The sequence below is a fragment of the Streptomyces globisporus genome, assembly GCF_003501885.1.
GTDB lineage: Bacteria > Actinomycetota > Actinomycetes > Streptomycetales > Streptomycetaceae > Streptomyces > Streptomyces globisporus_D.
This window is the reverse complement of record NZ_QWFA01000041.1, coordinates 1-24,511: the sequence shown is the minus strand read 5'-3', so window position 1 is coordinate 24,511 and position 24,511 is coordinate 1. Positions and strand designations below refer to the sequence as shown.

The following is a 24,511-nucleotide window of genomic DNA, read 5'->3' as shown; positions in this document are numbered from 1 at the left end:
GCTGATATCACGGACTTTTTTTGTGACTGTTCAGATCAACAGACGCCGATAGCCCTATCCCATACGGTCACTCGGCGATCAAATTCGAACACTTATTTTATTTCTTCGGTCGTCCCGGGCCCTCCCGGCGTCACCGGCCGCGACCGGCGCCAGCGCCGGAGCATCCCCTCGGGCACTTCCTCGGCGGTGAGCGCGAAGATCAGGTGGTCGCGCCAGGCGCCGTCGATGTGGAGATAGCGCGGGCGCACGCCCTCCGAACGGAATCCGAGTTTCTCCACCACCCGGCGGCTGGGCGCGTTCTCCGGGCGAATGCAGACCTCGATCCGGTGCAGGCCCACCGTACGGAAGCAGTGGTCCACCGCGAGCGCCACCGCCGTCGGCATGACGCCACGTCCGGCGACGCTCCGGTCGACCCAGTAGCCGATATGGCCGGAGCACATCGAGCCCCAGGTGATCCCCGCGACCGTGAGCTGGCCGACCAGCCGGCCCTCGTACTCGATGGCGAACGGCAGCATCCGCCCCGCGTTCGCCTCGGCGCGCAGGTGGCGGACCATCTGCCGGTACGTGGGGCGCTGCGCCGTCGGGCCGCCGGGGGCGGGCGGCGGGACGGTGGCCTCCCAGGGGCGCAGCCAGTCGCGGTTGCGCCGGTTGACCTCACGCCAGACCCGCTGGTCACGCATCTTTATCGGACGCAGGACGATCTCGCCGTCGGTCAGCGTCACCGGCCAGGTCGCGATGTTCAGCTCGGGCTCCCCGGTCGGGGGTGGTCGCCGCCGCGCAGCTGGTCGACGGCGTGCACCAGGAGCCGGCCGAGGACGGTGAGCCCGTCCTTCACCCCGCCGGTGGAGCCGGGGAGGTTGACGATCAGGGTGCGGGACGCGACGCCCGCGAGCCCCCGGGAGAGCGCGGCGGTCGGGATCTTGACGAGGCCCTCGGCCCGGATCGCCTCCGGGATGCCGGGGATCTCGTGGTCGAGGACGCGGCGGGTGGCCTCGGGGGTGGCGTCGGTGGGCGAGATGCCCGTACCGCCGGTGGTGACGATCACGTCGTACCCGGCGGCGACGCCCGCGCGCAGGGCCGCCTCGACCGGGTCGCCGTCGGGGACGACCTGCGGGCCTTCGACCGTGAAACCGAGGCCGGCCAGCGCCTCGGCGATCAACGGGCCGCCCTTGTCCGCGTACACGCCGGCCGAGGCCCGGTTGGAGGCGGTGACGACGAGGGCCCGGTACGGGGTGCCCGGCACGGCTCCGGTGGGCCCGGCCTCCCGCGCAGGCCGCTCGTGGCCGACGGCTCCGGTGGGCTCGGGCGGCGTCACGCGTCCGGTCCCGCCGGTGCCGCCGGCGTGGTGCGCCGGTAGTCGCCGGACTTGCCGCCCGACTTCGCCTCGACCCGTACGTCGGTGATGACCGCGCTCTTGTCGACCGCCTTGATCATGTCGACGACGGTCAGCGCCGCCACCGACACCGCCGTCAGGGCCTCCATCTCGACGCCCGTGCGGTCCGTCGTCTTCACGGTGGCCGTGATCTCCACGGCATCGTCGGCCACGCTCAGGTCGACCTTCACACCGGAGACGGCCAGGGGGTGGCAGAGCGGGATCAGGTCCGGGGTGCGCTTGGCCCCCATGATCCCGGCGATCCGGGCGGTGGCGAGGGCGTCGCCCTTGGGGACTCCCTCGCCGCGCAGCAGCTCGATCACGCGCGGCGCGACGAGCACCCGGCCGGATGCGCGGGCGACGCGGGTGGTGACGTCCTTCGCCGACACGTCGACCATGCGGGCCGCGCCCGCCTCGTCGATGTGCGTCAGCCTGTTCTGCGTACTCAACTCACTCCGCCTAGCGGTAGGGGCACCGATGGGCCTCGGACCCGGAGGGGGTCCCCCGGAAGGCACGGCGGCAGACACCGTACCGCCACGGGGCGGTGGTCAGCGGAGCAGGACCACGTCCGTCTCCGTGCCGGGCTCGACCGAGGTGACGTCCTCGGGCACCACGATCAGCGCGTCGGCCTGGGCCAGCGCGGCGATCAGATGCGAGCCGGAGCCGCCGACCGGGGTGACCGTGCCCGCCTCCGCGTCGTAACGGCCGCGCAGGAACTGACGGCGGCCGGACGGCGAGGTGAGCGCCTTGTCGGCGCGCAGCTCGGCGCGGGCCGTGGGGCGGTGCACATCGGGCAGGCCCATCAGCGCCCGGATGGCGGGGCGGACGAACAGCTCGAAGGAGACGTAGGCGGAGACCGGATTACCCGGCAGGGCCAGCAGAGGGGTGTGGTCCGGGCCGATCGAGCCGAAGCCCTGGGGCTTGCCCGGCTGCATGGCGAGCTTGCGGAACTCGACGCCGCTGCCCGGCTCGTCCGCGTCGCCGACGGAGGACAGCGCCTCCTTGACGACGTCGTACGCGCCGACGCTGACGCCTCCCGTGGTGACGACGATGTCCGCGCGGATCAGCTGGTCCTCAATGGTGGCGCGCAGCGTCTCGGCGTCGTCGGCGACCGCGCCGACCCGGTAGGCGATGGCTCCGGCGTCCCGGGCGGCGGCGGTCAGCGCGAAGCTGTTGGAGTCGTAGATCTGGCCGCCTGTCAGGCCCTCACCGGGCTGGATCAGTTCGCTGCCGGTGGACAGGACGACCACGCGGGGGCGGGGCCGTACGACCACGGTGGAGCAGCCGATCGCCGCGAGCAGCCCGATCTGCGGCGGACCGACGACCGATCCGGCGGCCAGGGCCAGCTCGCCCGGCTCGACGTCGCTGCCGCGCTCGCGCACATGGGCGCCCGCCGTGACCGGACGGTGGACGCGGACCTCGCCGGTGGCGCCCTCCGGCGCGTCGGCGTGGGCGCGCATCCCCTCGGCCGGGCCCTCGCCCGTGCCGCCGTCCGTCCACTCGACCGGGACCACGGCCTCCGCACCGGCGGGCAGCGGGGCGCCCGTCATGATGCGGGCGGCCTGTCCCGGTCCCACGACCTGGTCGTCGGCGAGCCCCGCGCTGCCCGCGGCAACGTCACCGATGACGGTGAGAACGGCGGGGAACTCCTCGCTCGCGCCCTCGACATCGGCGATGCGGACCGCGTAACCGTCCATGGAGCTGTTGTCGAAGGGCGGCAGGGCCACCTGCACGACGACGTCCTTGACGAGGACGCAGCCCTGGGCGTCGGGCAGCTGCAGCTCGATGGGCTCCAGCGGCCTCACCGAGGCGAGGATGTCGTCCAGGTGATCGTCGACCGACCAGATCGTGCTGCTCACGGGGTTACATCTCCTCAGCGACGTACTTGCGCAGCCAGGTCCGGAAGTCCGGCCCCAGGTCTTCACGTTCGCACGCCAGTCTGACAATGGCGCGCAGATAGTCGCTGCGGTCGCCGGTGTCGTAGCGGCGGCCCTTGAAGACGACGCCGTGCACGGGGCCGCCGATCTTCTCGTCCGCGGCGAGCAGCTGGAGCGCGTCGGTGAGCTGGATCTCGCCACCGCGGCCCGGCTCGGTGTGTCGCAGTATGTCGAAGACCGCGGGGTCCAGGACATACCGGCCGATGATGGCGAGGTTGCTGGGGGCGTCGGCCGGGTCGGGCTTCTCGACCAGGTCGGTGACGCGGACGACGTCGCTGTCGACGGTGGCGTCCGCGGCGGCGCAGCCGTACAGGTGGATCTGCGAGGGGTCGACCTCCATCAGCGCGATGACGCTGCCGCCCTCACGCTCCTGGACCTCGACCATCCGGGCCAGCAGCGCGTCGCGCGGGTCGATCAGGTCGTCGCCGAGCAGCACCGCGAAGGGCTGGTCGCCCACGTGCGGGGCGGCGCACAGCACGGCGTGCCCGAGCCCACGGGGGTCGCCCTGGCGCACGTAGTGCATGGTGGCCAGGTCGCTGGACTCCTGGACCTTGGCCAGGCGATCGGCGTCGCCCTTGCGGGTGAGCGCGGACTCCAGCTCGTAGTTGCGGTCGAAGTGGTCCTCCAGGGGACGCTTGTTGCGACCGGTGATCATCAGTACGTCGGAGAGACCGGCGGCCACGGCTTCTTCGACGACATACTGGATGGCCGGCTTGTCGACGACAGGCAGCATCTCTTTCGGAGTGGCCTTCGTGGCGGGCAGGAACCGGGTGCCGAGACCTGCTGCCGGGATGACGGCCTTGCTGATCCTGGAGGGCGACTGAGTCATGTGCCGACCTTAACGGGTGCACACGGCCGGAAGCTGATATTCCGGTTAACTTCGTCCTTAAATATGCCCATACGAGAACCGTGCGAGTAACCAATGAACACCGACAAGTCCGGAAAGGCGTCCGAGAAGGGCTCCCTGCGCCGCGAACTGCTCGCCGCACGGGCCCTCCTGACGAAGGAAGACGCGCTCCGGGCCGCCGCGGTTCTCGCCGAGGCGGCGTTGCACCTCCCCGAACTGGCCGACGCCCGTACGGTCGCCGCGTATGTCTCCGTGGGCCGCGAACCGGGCACCCGCGCCCTCCTGGAGGCGCTGCGCGGCCGCGGCGTGCGCGTGCTGCTGCCGGTTCTCCTGGCCGACAACGACCTGGACTGGGCGGCCTACGAGGGTCCGGCGCACCTGCTCCCTGCCGGGCGGGGCCTCCTGGAGCCGGACGGGCCCCGCCTGGGTCCCGACGCCGTCCTCGCCGCCGACGCGGTGCTGCTGCCCGGCCTGGCGGTGGACGGGGCCGGGATGCGGCTGGGGCGGGGCGGCGGCAGCTACGACCGGGTGCTGGCCCGGCTGAGCGCCGACGGGGCACACCCGTCGCTCGTCGTGCTCCTGTACGAGAACGAGGTGGTCGCGCGGGTCCCGTCGGAACCGCACGACCACCCCGTGGACGCCGTCGTCACACCGGCCGGAGCGCGGCGCTTCGTGAGCCCTCTCTAGGGCCTACGGTTTCAGCGTCAGCGTGTCGACGGTGGACGCGTCGACCGCTTCGGTCCCGAAGGACCAGTCGAGCAGTTCGCCGTCGACCCACTTGTCGGTCTGGTCGGTGTAGTGCGCGTTGAACGCGTGCCCGGAGGCCCCGCTGAGGTTGATCCAGCGGGACTTGTCCCAGTCCCCCACGTTGACGACCATGCGCATCGACGGCACCCAGACGACCTCGTAGCCGCTCGCCGCGTTCCAGCCGGTGGCGTTGACCGCCGCCTCGCCGCCGCCGAGGTTCCAGGGGCCGCGGTTGAGCGCCCGCTGGAGCAGGCCGGGGCCCTCGGTGCCGAGCGTCTGGTTCTTCAGCGTGAGCCGGTGCAGCCGGCCCCAGCTCCAGGTGGAGATGTTCTTGCCGAGCTTGGAGGTCAGCTCCCAGCGGGCGTCCTCCATCGCCCGGGCGAACAGGTCGTCCCGGTTCTCCAGGGCGTCCTCGCGGCCCCGGGCGGGCGCCTTCCACCACTCGTTTTCGGGGTCGTCCACGATGTCGCCGACCACCTGGAACCAGCGGTCGCCGCCGTCCGGCTGCGCGGAGTCGCCGTCGCGCTGGCCGCACTCGCGGACGAGCTTCTTCTGCGCATCGGCCGGGCCGCTGTTCTTGGCCGGCGGCACGTTGAGGCAGTCGCCCTTGACCCGCATCTCCTTGGGCAGCTTGTTGCCGAAGGCGAGCTTCAGGATGTTGCGCCAGACGCCGTTGAAGTACGCGGCGGCGGCGGAGTCGGACTCCTGGGTGTAGTCCCAGCCGTCCAGCAGCTTCTGGGCCTCGCGGACGCTCGGGTCGGAGATGTTGATCTTCTTCAGCTCGGGCACCAGCAGCGCGGCGATCTCGCTGAAGTTGTCCATCTGCAACTTCTGCATGTCATCGGTCGAGACCTTCTCGCCGCCCTTGATCTTCTCGGCGAGGAGGTCGTTGATCCGCTGGCTGCGGGCGCCGTAGCCCCAGTCCTTGGTCAGGAGGTGGGGGTACTTCTTCTCGTCGATGACGGCCTGGTTGGCGGTGACGATGTAACCGCGGTCCGGGTTGTACTCGTAGGGCAGCTCGTCGAAGGGGATGTAGCTCTTCCACGCGTACTTCGGGTCCCAGCCCGGCGCCGGGACCGTACCGTCGAAGCCCGCCGAGCGGACCGGGATCTTCCCGGGCGCCTGGTAACCGATGTTGCCCTCGGTGTCGGCGTAGATGAGGTTCTGCGAGGGGACCTCGAAGTTCTGGGCGGCGGCCCGGAAGGTCGTGAAGTCCTTGGCCCGGTTGAGCGCGAAGACGGCGTCCATGGACTTGCCCGGCTCCAGCGCGGTCCACTTCAGCGCCACCGCGTAGCCGTCGGCCCGGTCGGGGGCCGCGTTGCTGACGGGGGCCTTCTGGCCGACCCTGTCCAGTTCCTTGCTGCGGTCGGAGACCAGAGGGCCGTTGTTCGTCTCGCGGACGGTGATCGTCCGGTCCCGGCCGCCCGCGACCTTGATGGTCTCCTCGCGGGTCTTGAACGGCTTGGTCTCACCGTCGTACAGATAGCCGTCGTCGGAGACCTTCTCCAGGAAGAGGTCGGTGACGTCGGCGCCCAGGTTGGTCAGGCCCCAGGCGATGTCCTGGTTGTGACCGATGATCACACCGGGCATGCCGGAGAAGGTGTAGCCGGCCGTGTCGTACTGGCAGCTCGCCGAGAGCTTCCGGCAGTGCAGACCCATCTGGTACCAGAGGGAGGGCAGCATCGGCGCGAGGTGCGGGTCGTTCGCGAGCAGCGCCTTGCCGGACGTCGTGTGCGCGCCGCCGACGACCCAGGAGTTGGAGCCGATGCCGTTGCCGTTCGGGCCGAGCAGCGCCGGGATCTCGTCGAGGGTGTCGGAGAGCGCGGAGAGCTGGGTGTTCAGGCCCTCGGCGGCGCCCTGAGGGGTCGTCGGGCCGACGGAGTCCGACGGGGTCGCCTCGGGGTCGAACTTCCCGGTGACGGGCGAGATCGCACCCTGCTCGACGATCGGCTTGTGCTGCTTGTACGGGTAGCCGGGGTACAGGTCCTCGATCTGGTCCTGGTCGAGGCGGCTGGTCAGCAGCGAACGGTCGATCTCGTCCTGCATGTTGCCGCGCAGGTCCCAGGCCATCGCCTTGAGCCAGGCCACCGAGTCGACCGGGGTCCACTCGCCGGGCTTGTAGTCGTTGGTCAGGCCCAGCGCCGCGTACTCGACCGAGATGTCCCGGCCTTCCTTGCCCTTCAGATACGCGTTGACGCCCTCCGCGTACGACTGGAGGTTCTTCTTGGTGCTCTCGTCGAGCACCTCGTCGTACTCCCTCTGCGCGACCTCCCGCCAGCCGAGCGTGCGCAGGAAGGCGTCGGTCTCCACCTGCCCGGAACCGAACATCTCGGAGAGCCGGCCGGACGTCATGTGCCGCCGGACATCCATCTCCCAGAAGCGGTCCTGGGCCTGGACGAAGCCCTGGGCGCGGAAGAGGTCGGCGTCGGAGTCCGCGTAGATCTGCGGAATCCCGTAGGAGTCGCGTTTGACCTCGACGTCGCCGGAAAGACCGTCGAGCGTTATCGACCCGGTGGTCTGCGGGTACGAGGCCCGCACGGTGGATACGGACCAGTACGCCCCGTACCCGACACCCGCGACGAGCGCCAGCACCAGGACGAGCACGAGCAGGCGGGCGCGTCGCCCCTTCTTCCTGCCGGGCTTCTTCGCGTCGGAAGGGCCGGAAGAGGCGGTTGTGTTGGCGGGCATCGCTGTCCTTCGAGGGGGCAGGGTGGTCCTGGGAGTGCAGGAGCAACCATAGGCGCAGCGGAGAAGCCACTCGGACGCGGTATAGGGATGCATCCATTTGCGTCTTCCTCGTACGAACACTCGATGCCGTCAAGGAATCGTTAACGATTAGGTAAGGTAACGAAGTACCTGGCTGCCGGGGGCCGATCCGGCAGGCGCACGCAGGGAAGGAACGGACCCTGACTGTCCACGCGCTCAACGAACTCCTGCTCGTCTGCTCGCTCGTCCTGCTCGTCGCCGTGGCGGCGGTACGGATCTCCTCGCGCAGCGGGCTCCCCAGCCTGCTCCTGTACCTCGGCATCGGGATCGCCCTGGGGCAGGACGGCATCTTCGACGTCAAGTTCGACAACGCCGAGCTGACGCAGGTGATCGGTTACGCCGCCCTGGTCGTCATCCTGGCCGAGGGCGGACTCGGGGCGAAGTGGAAAGAGGTCAAACCCGTCCTGCCCGCCGCCGCGGTGGTCTCCACCATCGGCGTCGCGATCAGCGTCGGCATCACCGCATCCGCCGCGCATTACCTCGTCGGCCTGGACTGGCGTCAGGCGCTCATCATCGGCGCGGTCGTCTCCTCGACCGACGCCGCGGCGGTCTTCTCCGTGCTGCGCCGGGTGCCGCTGCCGCCCCGGATCACCGGTGTCCTGGAGGCCGAGTCCGGCTTCAACGACGCTCCCGTCGTCATCATGGTCGTGGCGCTCTCCGCGGTCGGCCCGGTCGAGCACTGGTACGTCCTGGTCGCGGAGATCGCGATGGAGCTGGCCATCGGCGCCGCGATCGGCATCACGGTTGGCTGGCTGGGCTCCCTGGGGCTGCGGCACGTCGCCCTGCCCGCCTCCGGCCTCTACCCGATCGCCGTGATGGCCATCGCCGTCTCGGCGTACGCGGCGGGCGCCCTGGCCCACGGCAGCGGGTTCCTCGCCGTCTACCTGGCCGCGATGATCCTCGGCAACTCCAAGCTGCCCCACTGGCCCGCCACGCGCGGTTTCGCCGACGGGCTGGGCTGGCTGGCCCAGATCGGCATGTTCGTGCTGCTCGGCCTGCTGGTCTCCCCGCACGACCTGGTCGACGACTTCTGGCCCGCTGTGGTGGTGGGTCTGGTGCTGACCATGGTGGCGCGACCGCTGTCGGTCTTCCTCAGCCTCGCGCCGTTCCGGATTCCGGCCCGCGAGAAAATGCTCATGTCCTGGGCCGGACTGCGCGGGGCGGTGCCCATCGTCCTGGCGACCATTCCGATGGTGTCCGGGGTGGAGGGCAGTACGCGCATCTTCAACATCGTCTTCGTCCTGGTCATCGTCTACACCCTGATCCAGGGCCCGACGCTGCCCTGGGTCGCGAACAAGCTGGACATCGCCGAGGACCCGGCCGAGGCCGACGACCTGGGCATCGAGTCGGCGCCGCTGGAGCGGCTGCGCGGCCATCTGCTGTCGGTCGCCGTTCCCGCGAAGTCGAAGATGCACGGGGTCGAGGTCAGCGAGCTGCGGCTCCCGGCCGGCGCCGCCGTCACGCTGGTGGTCCGGGAGAACCAGACCTTCGTGCCCTCCCCGGCGACGGTGCTGCGGCGCGGGGACGAGCTGCTGGTGGTGGCCACCGACCCGGTGCGCGACCGGGCGGAGGAACGCCTGCGGGCGGTCGCCGAGGGCGGCAAGCTGGCCGGCTGGCTGGGCACGGGCGGATCCCACGCTTCCGGGCCCCCCGGGGCCACGGGCCCGCAGGGCGGGTCGGCCATCCCCCAGGCGATGAAACTGGCCAAGAAGCTCGGCGGCGCCGGTGCCGACACCCGTACCGGCGTCAACGGGAGCGGCAGCGGCACGAAGACCCGTCCCTGAGCCTCTGAGAGGTGACAACACAGGCAACCTACGACAAACGCGTCGTAGATCACAGGCTGACACGGAAGCCCTGTGCGCATTCTCAGGCGCACAGGGCTTCCTACCTGTAGCATGAAGGCAAACCTGATCGACCAACTCTGTCTGATGCAGAGCTGGCGCGACCGTATGGCGGTCGTGGTGTCTCTTCGCCCGGCGTTTCTTCGCCGATGGCAGCGAGCCGCCCGGCATCTACCGCAGTTCCGCGCGAAGAGGACAGCTCTCGGCCGCTTCCGTCCGGCCCGCCCCACAAGGGCGCCGGGAAGCAGGGCCACCAGGCGGCAGAAAGGCAAGGACCGTGGCGACCACGGTCTCCGACCGCCCCGGATACGGGCAACTGCTGCGCACCCCCGGTGCGTGGACCTTCCTCCTCCCCGGCTTCGCCGCACGGCAGCCCTTCGCGATGCTCACCATCGGCATCGTCCTCCTCGTGCAGCACACGACCGGCTCGTACGGCAGCGCGGGCGCCGTCGCTGCGGTCTCCGGCGTCTCCATGGCGCTGTTCGCCCCGCAGAGCGGCAAACTCGCCGACCGGTTCGGCCAGCGTGCCGTCCTGGTGCCCGGGGTCCTGCTCCACGCCGTCTCCGTGAGCGCCCTGACCGTACTGGCGCTGGCGGACGCGCCCCTGTGGGCGCTGTTCGCCGCCGCCGTGCCGACCGGTGCGTCGATCCCGCAGATCGGCCCCATGGTGCGGGCCCGCTGGGCGGCGATGCTGGGGGCGACCCCCGACCGGCCCGCCTCCCCGCTGATGTCCACCGCGGCCGCGTTCGAGTCGGTGACGGACGAGTTCACGTTCGTCCTGGGCCCGGTGATCGCCACCGCCCTGTGCACCGGCGTGCACCCGGCGGCCGGACTGATCACGGAAGCCGCCCTGACCCTGATCGGTGGCCTGCTCTTCGCAGCGCAGCGCGCCACCCAGCCCGCCCCGCGCGCCAAGGCCACCGCGGCCGAGCCGCACGCATCGGCACTCTCCGTACCGGGCGTGCGCGTCCTGGCCATCACCTTCCTGGGCATCGGCGCGGTCTTCGGCGGCATGCAGGTTTCGCTGACCGCGTTCTCGGAGGAGATCGGCCACCCCGGTGTGAACGGTGTCCTCTACGGCATCTTCGCCGCGGGAAACATGCTGGCCGGCATCGCCTGCGGCGCCATCGCCTGGAAGAGCAGCCCGCGCCGCCGACTGATCGTCGGGTACGTGGCGCTGACCCTGACCGCGTCCGGCCTGTGGGCCGTGCACTCGGTACCGCTGCTGGCCGGGCTCGGCCTGCTGGTCGGCCTCTGCATCGCCCCGGCCCTGATCAGCGGCTACACCCTGGTCGAGGCGCTGGTTCCCGCCACCGCCCGTACGGAGGCCTTCACCTGGCTGACGGGCGCGGTGGCGCTCGGCCAGGCGGCGGCCGTGACCGTGGCGGGGCGACTCGCCGACGCCCACGGCGCGAGCACCGGATTCCTGGTCCCCCTGGCCGGAACCGCCCTGGCTCTCATGACCCTGCTCGCCCTGCGCTCCCGGCTGGCTCCGAAGTCCCAGGGACGCACGGTGGCACGTGGGATCGGTCACCGCGAGCCGGTCACGGTGGACTGATCCGACGGAATACGTCAGTATGGAGCGTCGTTAGCACTCATTGAGTGAGAGTGCCAGGAGGAGCAAGTGCCGACCTATCAGTACCAGTGCACCGAGTGCGGCGAGGGCCTCGAGGCGGTGCAGAAGTTCACCGATGACGCCCTGACCGTGTGCCCGAGCTGCGACGGACGCCTCAAGAAGGTGTTCTCCGCGGTCGGCATCGTCTTCAAGGGTTCCGGTTTCTACCGGAACGACAGCCGCGGCTCCTCGTCGAGCAGCACGCCGGCGTCGACTGCCTCGAAGTCGTCCGACTCGGGTTCGTCCTCGTCGTCGACGGGCTCGGACACGAAGGCGAGCGCCTCGTCGTCCGCCTCCTCCTCGTCGTCGACCCCCGCGTCGGCCTCGTCGAGCGGTACGTCGGCCGCCTGAGCCCACGTACACCCGCACCACCCGCCTTTCACCGGACCCCGCCGAGACCCCTCGGCGGGGTCCGGTCGTTTCCCCCGGGCGGCACCCCTGCGGATACGGTGACCGCATGGTGAACGCACATACGGAAACGAACTCCGGTACGGGTACGGCGGGGGCCGAGGGGTCCGCGGAGATCGGTGTCATCGGCGGCTCGGGCTTCTACTCCTTCCTGGAGGACGTCACCGAGGTCGCGGTGGACACCCCTTACGGCAAGCCGAGCGACTCGGTCTTCCTCGGCGAGCTCGGCGGCCGCCGGGTGGCTTTCCTGCCCCGCCACGGACGCGGCCACCACCTGCCACCGCACCGCATCAACTACCGGGCCAACCTGTGGGCGCTGCGCTCCGTCGGCGTCCGGCAGGTGCTCGGGCCGTGCGCGGTGGGCGGACTGCGGCCGGAGTTCGGGCCGGGCACCCTGCTCGTCCCCGACCAACTGGTGGACCGCACGAAGACCCGCGTGCAGACCTATTACGACGGTGAGGCCCGGGCCGACGGGACCGTGCCGAACGTCGTCCACCTGGGCTTCGCCGACCCGTACTGCCCCGAGGGCCGCAAGGCCGCGCTCGCGGCGGCCCGCGGCCGGGACTGGGAGCCGGTGGACGGCGGCACCCTGGTGGTGGTCGAGGGCCCCCGGTTCTCGACCCGCGCGGAGTCGCGCTGGCACGCGGCGATGGGCTGGTCCGTCGTGGGCATGACCGGGCACCCCGAGGCGGTCCTCGCCCGGGAGCTGGGGCTCTGCTACACCACGATGACCCTGGTGACCGACCTGGACGCGGGGGCCGAGGCCGGCGAGGGCGTCTCGCACGAGGAGGTGCTCCAGGTGTTCGCGGCCAATGTGGACCGGCTGCGCTCGGTGCTGTTCGACGCGGTGGCGGGGCTGCCGAAGACCGAGAGCCGCAACTGCACATGCGCCCACGCGCTGGACGGGATCGACACGGGGATCACGCTGCCCTAGCGGGGACGGCTGCTGCTCGGACAGCGCGGAACTCACGGTTCGGGTGACGGAGTTGTCCACAGCGCGGAGGCTGTCCACAGGGCTCAGCGGGATCTGCTGGAACGGTGGAAAGTGAGGGGAGTCCGGCCGGGTCACACCGGTCCGGACTCCCCTTTCCGTAGCTCTTTCCTTCGCGGTCGTGCGCTTGCCCTTGCGCTCGTCCGCACTGATCCCAGGTGGTGCCATGTCCACTTCTTCCCCTCCCTCCCCCTTCCCTGCTCCGGTGCCCGCGCCGTGCGGGGTGGGCCCGTTCGGGCCCCTGCGGGTGCGGGGCGGTGGCGCGGACCGGCTGCGGCGGATGCTGCGCCGCCAACGGCGTGCGGCCGCCGCGGGGCTCGCGCTGGCGGGCGCCGCACTGGCCACCACGGGGCTGAGCAGCGCCGACGGAGGGGCCGGCCCGCCGGACGATCCGCCGGGGGCGGGCCGGTCGCCGGTGCGGCTGGTCTCCGCGCCGGTCCGGATCGCGGACCCGGAGACCGTACGGCTACTGCGGCCGGGAGACCGGGTCGACGTGATCGCGGTGGGCGATGCGGGCGGCGGCGACGCGCGCTTGGTGGCCCGAGGGGCGCGGGTGGCGAAGGTGCCGCCGGCGTCCACGGGGGCCGGGGCGCTGGTGGTGTTGTCCGTGGAGCGGCCGACGGCCACGGCGCTGCTCGGCGCGGGCGCTTCGGGGCGGCTGGCCGTGGCGGTGTCCGATGCGAACTGACGTCCTGTCACCGCACCCGTGGAAATCGGCGGATTGGACAGTAGCGCCTTCACCCGACTTGGGTGGTGGGGCAGTGTGCTCCCCTCACTGTCCCTGCGAAGGAAGGCTCACCCGTGAGCGAGAAGAAGGTCAGTCTGCTGGAGGGCTTCAAGGCCTTCCTGATGCGCGGCAATGTGATCGACCTCGCGGTGGCTGTCGTCATCGGTGCCGCTTTCACCAACATCGTGAACGCGGTCGTCAAGGGCATCATCAACCCCCTGGTCGGCGCGTTCGGCACGCAGGACCTGGACAGCTACAGCTCCTGCCTCCAGGGCCCGTGCACCACGGACCCGAAGACCGGGAAGATGGACGGGATCGAGATCCTGTGGGGCTCGGTGCTCAGCGCCACCCTCAGCTTCCTGATCACCGCCGCCGTCGTGTACTTCCTGATGGTGCTGCCGATGGCCAAGTACCTGGCCAGGCGGGCGGCGATGCAGGCCGCCAAGGAAGGCGTGCAGGAGACGATCGAGGTGAGCGAGCTGGAGGTGCTGAAGGAGATCCGCGACGAACTGGTCGCCCAGCGCACCGGTGGCGCGCCCGGGCCGGCCTCGGGCGACGGACCGGGCGGAGTCGGCGGGGCTGCTGCCGGCCCGCGCGAGGACCGGTAGCCCTCCGCGCGACCGCTCCGATGTGGTGGGGCGGCATCGCTCAGATGTGGTGGGGCGGCTTCTCGTCCAGGAAGCGCGCGAGGTCCGCGGCGCTGCCGCCGGCCGGAGGCCGCTCGCCCCACCCCTGGTCCGTATCGTCCGCGGACTGCCGGTCCAGCGGATCGTCGAAGATCAGAACCGGTTTGGGCTTCGGTTCCCGGTGCGGCTGCTCCTGTGGCTGCTGCTGCTTCGCATCACGCGGGCTGGGGGCGGGGGCGGCGCTCATGTCTCCAGGGTACGGCGGCTCACCACGGGGGGTGAGCCGCCGTGGGACCGGGCGGCGGGCGTCAGCGGTCCTTCGGGTCGAGGAGCCACAGGCCGAGCACGACGAGGAACGACAGGCAGAGGAAACCGGCCCCCCACCAGGCCGTGCCGGTGTTGCCCTCCATCCACTCGTCGATCAGGATCGTCAGCCCCCAGAGCTGGCCGATGACGACGGACATGGCCAGGGCGAGGCGGGCGGTCAGCTTCGAGGAGCGCTCGGGGTCCTGGTCGGTGCCCGCTCCGGGTCCGGGGCCGGTGTGCCGGACCCGGGGGTCCCCGTATCCGCTGGTGGGGCGGATCTGCGGATACCGCTCGTGGACGGGCCGGTTCAGCTGGGGGTCGGCGCTGCCGGGGTGGTAGGTCGGGTAGTGGGTGCCCGGGGGCGGCAGCGGCTGCTCGGGATGCGGGGTGTCGTTCATGACCGCCTGCCCGGGTTCTCGGCGGTGGCGGACGTGGCACGGGCTTCGTGCCCAGGGCCGGCCGCGGAACCGGCTCCGGCGGCCCGGGGCGTGGACTCGGCTCCGCGCCCAGGGCCGGCCGCGGAACCGGCTCCGGCGGCCCGGGGCGTGGACTCGGCTCCGCGCCCAGGGCCGGCTCCGGCGGCCCGGGGCGGGGACTCGGCTCCGCCGTCGACGCCCGGGCAGCCGATACGGGCGGCGAGGTCGGGGCGCTCCCCGCCGAGCTGGCGGCAGAGGCCCTCCTCGACGCTCTCGCCGGACCGGGTGGTCCCCACGGCCCAGACGCTTCCGTCGTCCTGCTCGACGACCACGACCTTGGGCAGCGCGCGCGGCGGCGGGCCCGCGGTGACCTCGCCGGACCGGGCGTCGAAGACTCCCTCGTGGCACGGGCAGTACAGCTCGCCCTCGGCGCCTCGGTCCTTGCGCCAGAGCACGGCGCAGGCGAGGTGGGTGCAGACGGCGGAGTAGCCGACGAGGGTGCCGTCGTCGAGGCGGACGGCGACGGCCCGGTCCTCCTCGCCCGGGTAGCGGAAGGCGATCGATTCGCCGGGCGGGAGCCCGGCGGCGATGCGCTTCGGCTCGGGGGCCTTGCCCTCCTCGCCGTCGCCGTGGCGGTGGAGGATGCCCGCGGCCACCCCGATCCCGCCGACGGCGAGTCCGCCGGAGACGGTGGTGACGATCCGGAGGTAGTCCCGCCGGGTGGTGAGGGAGTCGGCGGCGATCCGGTCCTGGAGCGCCTCGCGCGGGTCTCCCCCGGCGGGGTGCTCGCCCGCCGGCTGCCGGCCGGTGACGCTCATCGGCGGACGTCCTTCCCGTTGATCTCGACGACGGGAAGACCGCCGGGCACCGGCCACTGGACCCGTTCGGCGGGGACGACCATGGCCACGCCGGTGCGGACCTCGGTCTCGCCGAAGACGAAGGTGTCGGCGACCTGGACGCCGGGGCGCTCCGCCTGAAGTTCTTCGACGGTGCCGTAGAAGAGCGCTCCGGTCGGGCAGACGGTGGCGCACATGGGGGCGAGGCCGTAGGCGGTGCGGTCGTAGCAGAGGTTGCACTTCATCTGCAGCTTCGCCTGGAGGTCGATCTTCGGTACGCCGAAGGGGCAGGCGTTGACGCAGTTGGAGCAGCCGATGCAGCGGGTGGTGTCGGCCTGCTGCACCACACCGTCCGCGGTCACCAGGATCGCGTCGGCGGGACAGACCTCGGCGCACGGGGCGACCGGGTCCTCGCAGTGCATGCAGACGGTCGGAAGGGAGGCGACGGACTGGCCCTCGTCGGTGTAGTCGAGGTGGATCATCGATTTGCCGCGGTGCGAGTCGCATTCGCGGCAGGCGGATACACAGGCCTGGCAGCCGATGCAGCGCCCCGGGTCGATGAAGATCGTTCTGCCCATCATGGGCCTCAGCTCCTCTCCGAGGTGCCACGGCCCTGCGGGGCCGTGGGGGGCAGCGGGTCGGTACGGGAGACCTGGGTCTCCGGATAGGCGACATGGCCGGGGGCGACCGGCGGGGCGGGCACCTCGTCGATCCGCTCGGCGTGCTCGATGCGGCAGGCGCACACCTTGTACTCGGGGATCTTGGAGCGGGGGTCGAGGGCGTCGATGGTGAGGGCGTTGGCCGCGGTGGGGACGGGCCAGTGGTACGGGACGAACACGGTGTCGGGGCGGATCGCCTCGGTGACCAGGGCGGGGAAGACCTCGCTGCCGCGCCGGGTGACGACGCGGACGGGTTCGCCGTTGCGGAAGCCGTGGGAGGGGTGGATCTCGGCCCAGGGGCGCGGGGTCTGTTCGACGAGGGCGCCGAGCCTGCGGGTCTGGTTGCCGGAGAGGAAGTGGGCGACGGTGCGGCCGGTGGTGAGGGACATGGGGTGCTCGTCGTCGTACGGGTCCATCGGCGGGTGCCATTCGACGACCTGGAGGTGGATCTTGCCGTCGGGGTGGTAGGTCTTCCCGTCCTCGAAGAGCCGGGGGGTGCCGGGGTGGTCGGTGGCGGGGCAGGGCCAGGCGATGCCGCCGGTCTCCTCCAGCCGTTCGTAGGTGATGCCGTAGTAGTCGTTGACCGTTCCGGCGGAGGCGACGCGCAGCTCGTCGAAGACCGACCGGGAGTCGGGGAAGTCGAACTTGTCGCCCGCGCCGAGGCGGCGGGCGAGTTCGCAGATCACCCAGGTGTCGGTCCGGACGCCTGGCGGCGGGTCCTGGGCCTTGTTGTGCTTGACCACGCGGGCCTCCGCGTTGGCCATCACGCCTTCGTCCTCGGCCCAGGTGGTGACGGGGAAGACGACATGGGCGTTGGCGGCGGTCTCGGAGAGGAAGAAGTCGAATTGGGCGTGGAACTCGGTGGTGTCGTACCCCTCCTTGACCACCCGGTAGTTGGGCAGGGAGACGAAGGGGTTGTTGCAGATGCCGATCAGACCGCGGATCTCGCGGCGCTGCATCTGCCAGACCATTTCCATCATGGAGGTGCCGGCGGGCGGGAGTTCGGACTCCTCGATGCCCCAGATCTCGCAGATCTGGCGGCGGTGCTCCTCGTTCATGATGGAGCGTCCGCCGGGGAGGAGGTCGGACTTCTGGCCGTGCTCGCGCCCGCCCTGCCCGTTGCCCTGGCCGGTGATGGTGCCGTAGCCGGCGCCGGGCTTGCCGATGTGGCCGGTGGCGGTGCAGAGGTTGATCACGGAGAGGCAGTTCTCGACGCCCTGCGAGTGGTGTTCGATGCCTCGGGCGTGCCAGGCCATGGCCTTGGGGGCGCGGGCGAAGGCCCGGGCGACCCGGACGATCTGCTCGGCGGGGATGCCGCAGATCGCGGCGGCCCGGGAGGGCGGGCATTCGACGGCCTTGGCCTTGAGCTCCTCCCAGCCGGTGGCGTGATCGGCGAGGAAGTTCTCGTCGGTGAGCCCTTCCTCGATGACGACGTTGAGGACGGAGGTGAAGAAGGCGGAGTCGGTGCCGGGTTTGAGGGCGACGTGGATGTCGGCGGTCCGGGCGATGGCGGTCTCGCGCGGGTCGACCACGATGAGGGTCGCGCCGCGGTCGCGGGCTCCCCAGACGTACTGGGTCATCACGGGGAAGCACTCGCCGACGTTGGAGCCCGCGATGAGCAGGCAGTCGGTGAGCAGGATGTCGGAGAAGGGGTTGCCGGCCCGGTCGATGCCGAAGGCCAGCTTGTTGGCGCCCGCGGCGCTGACCATGCAGAGGCGGCCGTTGTAGTCGACGTGCCGGGATTTGAGCGCGACCCGGGCGAACTTGCCCACCAGGTAGGTCTTCTCGGAGAACAGGCTGGCCCCGCCGAGCAGCCCGAAGGCGTCGTTGCCGTACGTCTGCTGGATGCGCCTGACCTCGGAGACGGTGAAGTCGAGCGCCTCCTCCCAGGAGACCTCGCGGAACTCCTCGTCGCGGGAGCGGCGCATCAGCGGGGCGGTGAGCCGGTCGGGGTGGTTGACCTGCTGATAGGCGTTGATGCCCTTGGGGCAGAGCCGCATCCGGTTGATGTCGTGGTTGCGGGGTTCGACGCCGAAGACCTTGCCGCCGTGGTCCACGCGCAGATACATCCCGCACTGGACACCGCAGAAGCAGCAGTGGGTGGGGACGAGTGTCTCGCCGTTCTGGTCGGCGTGCCACCGGTCGGCCGGGATGCCGCCCGCGTCCCGGAAGGCGCGGGTGCCGGGCGGGGCGAGGGAGGGATCCAGGGGGATGAAGGTGCGGCGGTCGGCAGCAGCTCGCGGATCCGCGGTCACTTGAAGCCCTTCTTGACATGGGAGAGGTAGGCGCTGCCGCGCAGCACCCGCTTGCAGCGCGGGCAGTATTCGGCCCAGGTGTCGAAGTCGAGGCTGAGGTCGCGCATGGTGCCGCGCAGGTTCTCGACGTAGGGCCCGGTGTCGATGGGTTCCTCGCAGCGGCGGCAGGCGAAGACCTCGTCGTCCTTGCGGCCGGTGTACTTGAACAGCTGCATGCCGACCGCGGCCGGGCGCTGGACGATGTGGAAGAACTTGCCGAACGGGATGTAGATCAGGGTGAAGACGACGGACACCATGTGGAGGATCGCCAGGAACTGGTATCCGCCGCCGTGCAGGAAGACCGAGGAGAAGGTGAGCAGCAGGCCGGTCACGGAGATGACGATGAGCGCGATCAGCGGCACCAGGTCGTAGGCGAAGCGCTGGCCGGTGACGGCGCCGCGGTCCTTCATCCGGCGCCACAGGAAGTACGAGGCGCCGGGGATGACGAGGACGGCGGCGATGTCCAGGCCGTGGAACATCAGCCAGCCGAGAAGGTTCAGGGAGTCGAAGCCGAGGATCTTGAAGCCCCAGATGCGCATCTCGTAACCGGGCCCCGAGCCGGTGCCGGAGGTGAAGGTGAACCAGCCCCAGGTGAGCGGGAAGGTGATCAGGGCGGCGAGGACGCAGCCCCAGAAGATGAGCTGGTGAGCGGCCCAGCGGGCGTGGGAGCGGGCGCCGAGGAACTTCTGGAAGCCGAGGTAGGTGGCGATCATCCTGGGCAGGGCGGTGGGGGCCCTGCGGAAGTTCTCCATCGAGAAGAGGCTGCGCCAGCCCTGTTTGAAGAGGCGTCGGGCACCGGGGGCGGAGATCCAGACGGTGTAGCGGTAGGCGACGCCGAAGGCGAGGAAGACCGTGGCCACGGCGTACGGGAGGAGGGCCGAGTCGAAGTTGCGGAGCATGCGGCTGCCGAGCACGATCGCGAGGATCAGGAGGGCGGAGACTGCCACTCCGGCGAGCGTGGCCCGGGTGGTGACGGACCGGGGGCCGGTCGGCGCGGGAAAAGTGGCCGCGGGGTTGCCGGGGACGGAGGGCTCGGCTGCTGCGGTGGCTTCTGAGGGCTCGGTCACCCGGACACCGTAGGACTGTTTGGGCCGATTGAACCCGTTTTAGGGGGTGGGAGGGTGAGCAGGTCGCCCGGACAGTCGCTAAGGGGCGCCTTGCCCGGGCCGGGGCCCCGGGCGGGGCCTCGCGCACCGGCCGTACGGAGTCTCGCCCACCGGTTTCGGCTCGCCGGTACGTTCGAGGTGTAGTGGCCCGTGCTCTTCGGCGGGCCCCGATGCCGACCGGAGGAGCCGCACGATGACGCGCGAGGACAAGGCCCCCGAACTCCCGCCCCTGCTGGACGCGCTGACCGATGTGGCCGGTCTCCGCGTCGGCCACGCCGAGGTCGCCGGTGCGGGCGCGCTGAGCGGCACGACCGTCGTCCTGGCGCCCGAGGGCGGGGCGGTGGCAGCCGTGGATGTACGGGGCGGCGGCCCGGGTACGCGGGAGACGGACGCACTGGATCCGCGCAACCTGGTCCAGCGGGTCGACGCCGTCGTCCTCACGGGCGGCAGCGCCTTCGGGCTCGACGCGGCGTCCGGCGTGATGGCGTGGCTGGAGGAGCAGGGCCGGGGCGTCCGGGTCGGCCCCGGGCCCACCCAGGTGGTACCGGTCGTTCCGGCCGCCGCCCTCTTCGACCTCGGGCGGGGCGGCGACTGGCGGGCCCGCCCCGACGCGTCGACCGGCCGGGCCGCGGTGGAGGCGGCGGCTGCCACGGGCCCCGGGGAGCCCGTCGCCGAGGGTTCGGTGGGCGCGGGCACAGGCGCGGTGGCCGGGCAGCTCAAGGGCGGCATCGGCACGGCGAGCGTCCGCCTCGCCTCCGGGGTCACGGTGGCCGCCGTCGTCGCGGTGAACGCGGCGGGCTCGGTGGTCGATCCCCTGACCGGGGTGCTGTTCGGGGAGTACGGGGCCGGGGAGCCGCCGGCCCACCCTCCGGCCGAGGTCCACGCGGCGGCGGAGCGGCGCCTCGCGCAGGAGCGGGAGGCGGCCGGAGGCGGGGCCCCACCGTTCAACACGACGATCGGGGTCGTCGCCACGGACGCGGACCTGACCCGGGCGCAGGCCCAGAAGCTGGCGGGCACCGCGCACGACGGCCTGGCCCGCGCGGTGCGCCCGGTCCACCTGCTGACCGACGGGGACACCGTGTTCACCCTGGCCACCGGGCAGGTGCCGGTGGAGCCGGGGAACCCGGTCGCCGTCAACGAGATCCTCGCGGCGGGCGCCGACGTCCTGGCGCGGGCCATCGTGAAGGCGGTGCGCGCGGCCCGGAGCACCGAGGGGCCGGGCGGCAGGCTCCTCTCGTACACGGAGCTGTACGGAGGCGGGATCGGGCTGCGGTGAGGCAGCGGCGGAGGGGGCGTGCGGGGTGAGCCGGGGGCGCGCACGGACGGCCGACTCACCGCCCAGTCAAGGGAGTTCCTCCCAAGCGCCCGAAATGCACCGGGAACGGGCGGGGAACTTTCGGCGTGCGCCTTACGTTTTCACGCAACCCCGGTCACGATGTCAGGCCCAGGGACTACGTTAAGCACGCATCGAGTAACACGCGGCGACGGCCTGGAGACACCACCTTGAGCGATCCGTGCGAGACAACCGAGCACCACCTCGACCGACTCCTGCGACGCGCCCTGAACTCCTTCGACCTTCCCGACAGCACGGTCGACCGCCTCGGCACGGCGCTCGCCCACAGCAGTTCGCTGCACTCGTCGCACCACAGCTCGGTGCTGCACCGCGAGACCTACCGCCACACGTATCTGCTCGCCGACGGCTCCGCCCTCACCCTGTGGGAGCTGGTGCACAGCGGCGGCCGTGACGTGCGGAGCCCACGCCGGCACGAGCTGTACGACGACGAGGGCGACGCCCGTATCGCCGCGTCCCGGCTGGCCGGGAGCCTCTCCGACTCCCCGGCCTTCGGCGACGAGGTGACGCCGGAGGCGCCGGGGGACCTGGAGATGCTGACGGTCCTGATGTCCGCCCCGCCGGCCCCGCTCCCCCGGACGTACGCCCCCGACAATTCCTCGGACCACGCCCGCCGCGTGCTGCGCCGTGCGGAGAACGCCGACCGGCCGGGCGAGGAGAAGGCGCGGCTGCTCCGGGCCGCCTTCGCCCACCACATCACCCAGATCTTCGGGCGGCAGTGCGATGTCGACGGCCGGCCCGCCGGATTCACGCTCTACGAGCACGCGTTCCTGCTGCTGGACGGCAGCGAGACGAGCCTGTGGGAGGTCGAGCACACGGCGACGCCCGACGGCCGCCACATGTGCGAGGTGTACGAGGACGAGCACACCGCCCGCGCGGCGATGGAGAGCCGCACCCGGATCTGCTGACCCGGGCCCGTGGCCCGCGGGCAAAGGCCGACGCCCGGGGCCCGATTCCCACCGCCGCGCCGGTCAGTGCGGGCCTGACTCCGCGTGGGCGCGCGGCCGGGCGGGCAGCGCGAACATCACCAGGAAGATCACCGAGAGCACCCCGGCCACCCACCACAGCGCTTCCTGGAACGCGTCGACGAACGCCGGACCGACCGCTTCGGGAGCGATCCGGTCGCCGATCGCGCCGAAGAAGACGACGGACACCAGACCGAGGCCGAGCGCCGTCCCCATCTGCTGCACGGTGTTGATCAGGCCGGAAGCCGAACCGGCATGCTCCCGCGGCACTTCGGAGAGCACCGTGTCGGTCAGCGGAGCCACGATCAGCCCCATGCCCGCGCCCATGACCAGTAGCGGGACGGCCATCTGCCAGGAGCTGATGCCCATGCCGTACTGCTCGCTCTCCCAGAGGTAGATCAGCAGCCCGGCGATCATGAGGAGCGCACCGGCCTGGAGGACCTTGCGGCCGAAACGGGGCACGAGCTTCTGCACGGAGATTCCGGCGGCCACCGAGACGGCGACGGAGAAGGGGATGCCCGTCACACCGGCACGCAGCACGCTCCAGCCGAGGCCCATCTGCATGTAGAGCGTCCAGACCAGGAAGAAGATGCCGAGGCCGACGCCGAAGGTCAGCTGCACGGCGATGCCGGCGGCGAAGCTCTTCACCCGGAACAGGGACAGCTCGATCAGCGGCGAGCCGTCGGTCAGGGCCTTCTGCCGCTGGAGGATCACCAGCGCCCCGAAGACGAACAGGCTGCCCACCATCGAGAGATGGCCCCAGAGCGGCCAGCCCAGCTCGTGTCCCCGGGTGAGCGGGTAGATGAGCATCAGCATCGCCAGGGTGATCAGGGCGACGCCGGGCAGGTCGAGACGGACCGCCTTGGGGGCCTTGGACTCGCTGATGAACTTCGCGCCGAGGATCAGTCCGGCGATGCCTACGGGCAGGTTGATCAGGAAGATCGGCCGCCAGCCGAGCCCGAAGAGGTCCCACTCGGTGAGCAGGGCGCCCAGCAGCGGACCGGAGACCGCTCCGAGTCCGACGACCGCGCCGAAGAGGCCGAATACCTTGCCGCGCTCGTGGGCCGGGAAGGTGGCGTGCACGATCGAGAGGACCTGGGGCACCATCAGGGCCGCCGTGGCGCCCTGGAGGATGCGGGCGGCGACCAGTATCTCGGGGTTGGGCGCGAAGCCGCACAGGGCCGAGGCGAGCGTGAATCCGCCGATGCCGATGAGGAAGAGCCGCTTGCGGCCGTAGATGTCGCCGAGCCGGCCGCCCGTGATCAGCCCGGCCGCGAACGCGAGGGCGTAACCGGCGGTGATCCACTGGATCGCGGAGACGGAGGCTCCGGTCTCCCGCGTGATGCTGGGGATCGCGATGTTGACGATCGTGACGTCGACCAGGTCCATGAAGGCCGCGGTCATCACGATGGCGAGCGCGAACCAGCGACGTCGGTCGGCCGGGGCGGACTCGGGTGCGGGTCCGGTGGCAGGTACGGATGCGACCGGCGTCTTCACCGGGACGGACGACGTGGGCGGTGCGAGCTGCAGTGCCGCGGGCGGCGGCGGTGCGGAAGAAGGCATGGCAAGAACCTAGAAGGCCATTAGGTCAGATCATGACCTGATGGTCCGCCATGCTGAAGCCATGTCCGATACCCCGGCACGACTGCTGAAGTTGCTGTCCCTCCTTCAGACCCCGCGCGAGTGGCCCGGCGGCGAACTGGCCGAACGGCTCGACGTCAGTCCGCGCACGATTCGCCGCGATATCGACCGGCTGCGCGACCTGGGCTACCCCGTCGAGGCCTCGCGCGGCTCGGTGGGCGGCTATCGCCTCGTGGCGGGCGCCGCCATGCCGCCCCTCCTGCTGGACGACGAGGAGGCGGTCGCCATCGCGGTGGGGCTGCGGGCCGGGGCGGGGCACGCGATCGAGGGCGTCGAGGAGGCCTCCGTACGGGCGCTGGCGAAGCTGGAACAGGTGCTGCCCTCCCGGCTGCGGCGCCGGGTCTCCGCGCTCCAGAACGCCACCGTGCCGCTGACCCGGGGCGACGGCTCCACCATCGATCCACGGACCCTGACGACGCTGGCCTCGGCGGCCACCGGGCGGGAGCGGCTGAGGTTCGCGTACCGCAGCGGCGACGGCACCCGGTCGAAGCGGCAGGTCGAGCCGTACCGGCTGGTGAGCACCGGACAGCGCTGGTACCTGGTGGCGTACGACGTGGGCCGGGAGGACTGGCGGACGTTCCGGGTGGACCGGGTCGGCGAGCCGTACGCGACCGGGGCCCGGTTCACCCCGAGGCCCCTGCCCGTCGAGGGCCCGGGGAGCGATGCGAGCGGCGGTACGGGGAGTGATGCGGGGAGTGGGGACGCGGCGGCCTTCCTGGCCCGGTCGATGCGGCGGATGCAGCCGGAGCTGCGCCTCGACGTGCGGTTCGACGCGCCGGCGGAGTTCGTTACGGCGCGGCTGCCCGCGCACCTCGGGACGCCGGAGCCGGACGGGGAGGGCGGCTGCCGGCTGCGGGCCTCGTGCGCAGACTCCCTGGAGTGGGTGGCGCTGCGGCTGGCGCTGGTGGACTGCGCGTTCTCCGTACAGGGGCCGCCGCAGCTGGTGGCGTACCTGGAGGGCCTCGGCGCCCGGCTGACCCGGGCCGCCGCCGGGGCCGGTAGGGAACCGCGTCAGGGGGCGGGCCCGGAACAGGGATGAGCCCCGACGCCGGGGGGGGTG

At 71.5% G+C, this 24,511-nt stretch carries 22 protein-coding genes and 1 pseudogene; 10 read left to right on the top strand and 13 right to left on the bottom strand.

What is annotated here, in order from left to right:
• Positions 1–92: 92 nt before the first annotated feature.
• The 5 genes from D3105_RS10200 to galU all read right to left on the bottom strand — a co-directional run bounded on the left by D3105_RS10200 (position 93) and on the right by galU (position 4,138).
• Positions 93–722 carry a GNAT family N-acetyltransferase gene (locus tag D3105_RS10200; RefSeq protein ID WP_118902425.1) on the bottom strand — a complete coding sequence of 210 codons (630 nt, stop codon included), beginning with the start codon at positions 720–722 and terminating at the stop codon, positions 93–95.
• Between the two features lie 17 nt (positions 723–739).
• Positions 740–1,243: a MogA/MoaB family molybdenum cofactor biosynthesis protein gene (locus D3105_RS10195; RefSeq protein ID WP_118902455.1), complete on the bottom strand. Its 504-nt coding sequence runs from the start codon at positions 1,241–1,243 to the stop codon at positions 740–742.
• Between the two features lie 68 nt (positions 1,244–1,311).
• Positions 1,312–1,821, bottom strand: a complete 510-nt coding sequence (gene moaC, locus D3105_RS10190) for a cyclic pyranopterin monophosphate synthase MoaC (RefSeq protein WP_093811492.1) — start codon at positions 1,819–1,821, stop codon at positions 1,312–1,314.
• 99 nt (positions 1,822–1,920) lie between these two features.
• Entirely contained in the window at positions 1,921–3,231 is a 1,311-nt protein-coding gene (gene glp, locus D3105_RS10185; protein ID WP_118902422.1) for a gephyrin-like molybdotransferase Glp, read from the bottom strand.
• A gap of 4 nt (positions 3,232–3,235) precedes the next feature.
• A complete protein-coding gene (gene galU, locus D3105_RS10180; protein ID WP_118902419.1) occupies positions 3,236–4,138 on the bottom strand; it encodes a UTP--glucose-1-phosphate uridylyltransferase GalU in 903 nt (300 codons plus the stop codon).
• 93 nt (positions 4,139–4,231) lie between these two features.
• Here galU and D3105_RS10175 point away from each other — a divergent pair, with 93 nt between their 5' ends.
• Positions 4,232–4,843, top strand: coding sequence for a 5-formyltetrahydrofolate cyclo-ligase (locus D3105_RS10175; RefSeq protein ID WP_118902417.1), 612 nt, complete (start codon positions 4,232–4,234; stop codon positions 4,841–4,843).
• A 3-nt stretch (positions 4,844–4,846) separates the two neighbouring features.
• On the opposite strand, the gene D3105_RS10170 is transcribed toward D3105_RS10175, so the two are convergent.
• Positions 4,847–7,591 (bottom strand): penicillin acylase family protein, encoded by a 2,745-nt coding sequence (locus D3105_RS10170; RefSeq protein WP_118902415.1) that lies wholly within the window; start codon positions 7,589–7,591, stop codon positions 4,847–4,849.
• Positions 7,592–7,869: 278 nt separating this feature from the next.
• On the opposite strand from D3105_RS10170, the gene D3105_RS10165 reads away from it, so the two are divergent.
• The 6 genes from D3105_RS10165 (at position 7,870) to mscL (ending at position 13,859) form a co-directional block, all read left to right on the top strand.
• The gene (locus D3105_RS10165; RefSeq protein WP_240646858.1) at positions 7,870–9,453 is read left to right on the top strand and encodes a potassium/proton antiporter; all 1,584 of its coding nucleotides are present in this window, start codon (positions 7,870–7,872) and stop codon (positions 9,451–9,453) included.
• A 334-nt stretch (positions 9,454–9,787) separates the two neighbouring features.
• Complete coding sequence (locus D3105_RS10160; RefSeq protein ID WP_118902409.1) at positions 9,788–11,068, top strand: MFS transporter; 1,281 nt, start codon at positions 9,788–9,790, stop codon at positions 11,066–11,068.
• Positions 11,069–11,134: 66 nt separating this feature from the next.
• On the top strand, positions 11,135–11,476 hold the full coding sequence (locus D3105_RS10155) for an FmdB family zinc ribbon protein (protein ID WP_118902406.1): 342 nt from the start codon (positions 11,135–11,137) through the stop codon (positions 11,474–11,476).
• Positions 11,477–11,582: 106 nt separating this feature from the next.
• Positions 11,583–12,467, top strand: coding sequence for an S-methyl-5'-thioadenosine phosphorylase (locus D3105_RS10150; protein WP_118902403.1), 885 nt, complete (start codon positions 11,583–11,585; stop codon positions 12,465–12,467).
• 223 nt (positions 12,468–12,690) lie between these two features.
• Positions 12,691–13,212, top strand: coding sequence for a hypothetical protein (locus D3105_RS10145; protein ID WP_118902399.1), 522 nt, complete (start codon positions 12,691–12,693; stop codon positions 13,210–13,212).
• 113 nt (positions 13,213–13,325) lie between these two features.
• On the top strand, positions 13,326–13,859 hold the full coding sequence (gene mscL / locus D3105_RS10140; protein WP_118902396.1) for a large conductance mechanosensitive channel protein MscL: 534 nt from the start codon (positions 13,326–13,328) through the stop codon (positions 13,857–13,859).
• A 40-nt stretch (positions 13,860–13,899) separates the two neighbouring features.
• Here mscL and D3105_RS10135 read toward each other — a convergent pair whose 3' ends face one another.
• The 6 genes and pseudogenes from D3105_RS10135 to D3105_RS10110 form a co-directional block, all read right to left on the bottom strand.
• Positions 13,900–14,124, bottom strand: coding sequence for a hypothetical protein (locus D3105_RS10135; RefSeq protein WP_118902393.1), 225 nt, complete (start codon positions 14,122–14,124; stop codon positions 13,900–13,902).
• Positions 14,125–14,185: 61 nt separating this feature from the next.
• Positions 14,186–14,581 (bottom strand): hypothetical protein, encoded by a 396-nt coding sequence (locus tag D3105_RS10130; RefSeq protein WP_118902390.1) that lies wholly within the window; start codon positions 14,579–14,581, stop codon positions 14,186–14,188.
• 146 nt (positions 14,582–14,727) lie between these two features.
• Positions 14,728–15,417, bottom strand: a pseudogene (locus D3105_RS10125) (ubiquinol-cytochrome c reductase iron-sulfur subunit); the annotation flags it as partial.
• Positions 15,414–16,016: a 4Fe-4S dicluster domain-containing protein gene (locus tag D3105_RS10120; protein WP_010059620.1), complete on the bottom strand. Its 603-nt coding sequence runs from the start codon at positions 16,014–16,016 to the stop codon at positions 15,414–15,416. The pseudogene D3105_RS10125 and the gene D3105_RS10120, both read right to left, overlap by 4 nt.
• A 5-nt stretch (positions 16,017–16,021) precedes the next feature.
• The gene (locus D3105_RS10115; RefSeq protein ID WP_118902383.1) at positions 16,022–18,349 is read right to left on the bottom strand and encodes a molybdopterin oxidoreductase family protein; all 2,328 of its coding nucleotides are present in this window, start codon (positions 18,347–18,349) and stop codon (positions 16,022–16,024) included.
• Entirely contained in the window at positions 18,346–19,455 is a 1,110-nt protein-coding gene (locus D3105_RS10110; protein WP_118902380.1) for an MFS transporter, read from the bottom strand. Before D3105_RS10110 ends, D3105_RS10115 begins: the two co-directional genes overlap by 4 nt.
• Before the next feature lie 232 nt (positions 19,456–19,687).
• Here D3105_RS10110 and D3105_RS10105 point away from each other — a divergent pair, with 232 nt between their 5' ends.
• The gene (locus D3105_RS10105) at positions 19,688–20,770 is read left to right on the top strand and encodes a P1 family peptidase (RefSeq protein ID WP_118902377.1); all 1,083 of its coding nucleotides are present in this window, start codon (positions 19,688–19,690) and stop codon (positions 20,768–20,770) included.
• 227 nt (positions 20,771–20,997) lie between these two features.
• A complete protein-coding gene (locus D3105_RS10100; RefSeq protein ID WP_118902374.1) occupies positions 20,998–21,753 on the top strand; it encodes a DUF6227 family protein in 756 nt (251 codons plus the stop codon).
• Between the two features lie 63 nt (positions 21,754–21,816).
• Here D3105_RS10100 and D3105_RS10095 read toward each other — a convergent pair whose 3' ends face one another.
• Positions 21,817–23,373 carry an MFS transporter gene (locus D3105_RS10095; protein ID WP_412080938.1) on the bottom strand — a complete coding sequence of 519 codons (1,557 nt, stop codon included), beginning with the start codon at positions 23,371–23,373 and terminating at the stop codon, positions 21,817–21,819.
• Between the two features lie 61 nt (positions 23,374–23,434).
• Here D3105_RS10095 and D3105_RS10090 point away from each other — a divergent pair, with 61 nt between their 5' ends.
• Positions 23,435–24,490 (top strand): helix-turn-helix transcriptional regulator, encoded by a 1,056-nt coding sequence (locus tag D3105_RS10090; RefSeq protein ID WP_118902368.1) that lies wholly within the window; start codon positions 23,435–23,437, stop codon positions 24,488–24,490.
• The last annotated feature ends 21 nt before the right edge of the window (positions 24,491–24,511 follow it).

Excerpts from the sequence above, each read along its gene's own strand:
- galU (WP_118902419.1), bottom strand. The coding sequence starts at position 4,138 with ATGACTCAGTCGCCCTCCAGGATCAGCAAGGCCGTCATCCCGGCAGCA.
- D3105_RS10175 (WP_118902417.1), top strand. The coding sequence starts at position 4,232 with ATGAACACCGACAAGTCCGGAAAGGCGTCCGAGAAGGGCTCCCTGCGC.
- D3105_RS10170 (WP_118902415.1), bottom strand. The coding sequence starts at position 7,591 with ATGCCCGCCAACACAACCGCCTCTTCCGGCCCTTCCGACGCGAAGAAG.
- D3105_RS10150 (WP_118902403.1), top strand. The coding sequence starts at position 11,583 with ATGGTGAACGCACATACGGAAACGAACTCCGGTACGGGTACGGCGGGG.
- D3105_RS10145 (WP_118902399.1), top strand. The coding sequence starts at position 12,691 with ATGTCCACTTCTTCCCCTCCCTCCCCCTTCCCTGCTCCGGTGCCCGCG.
- D3105_RS10135 (WP_118902393.1), bottom strand. The coding sequence starts at position 14,124 with ATGAGCGCCGCCCCCGCCCCCAGCCCGCGTGATGCGAAGCAGCAGCAG.
- D3105_RS10130 (WP_118902390.1), bottom strand. The coding sequence starts at position 14,581 with ATGAACGACACCCCGCATCCCGAGCAGCCGCTGCCGCCCCCGGGCACC.
- D3105_RS10120 (WP_010059620.1), bottom strand. The coding sequence starts at position 16,016 with ATGATGGGCAGAACGATCTTCATCGACCCGGGGCGCTGCATCGGCTGC.
- D3105_RS10105 (WP_118902377.1), top strand. The coding sequence starts at position 19,688 with ATGACGCGCGAGGACAAGGCCCCCGAACTCCCGCCCCTGCTGGACGCG.
- D3105_RS10095 (WP_412080938.1), bottom strand. The coding sequence starts at position 23,373 with ATGCCTTCTTCCGCACCGCCGCCGCCCGCGGCACTGCAGCTCGCACCG.
- D3105_RS10090 (WP_118902368.1), top strand. The coding sequence starts at position 23,435 with ATGTCCGATACCCCGGCACGACTGCTGAAGTTGCTGTCCCTCCTTCAG.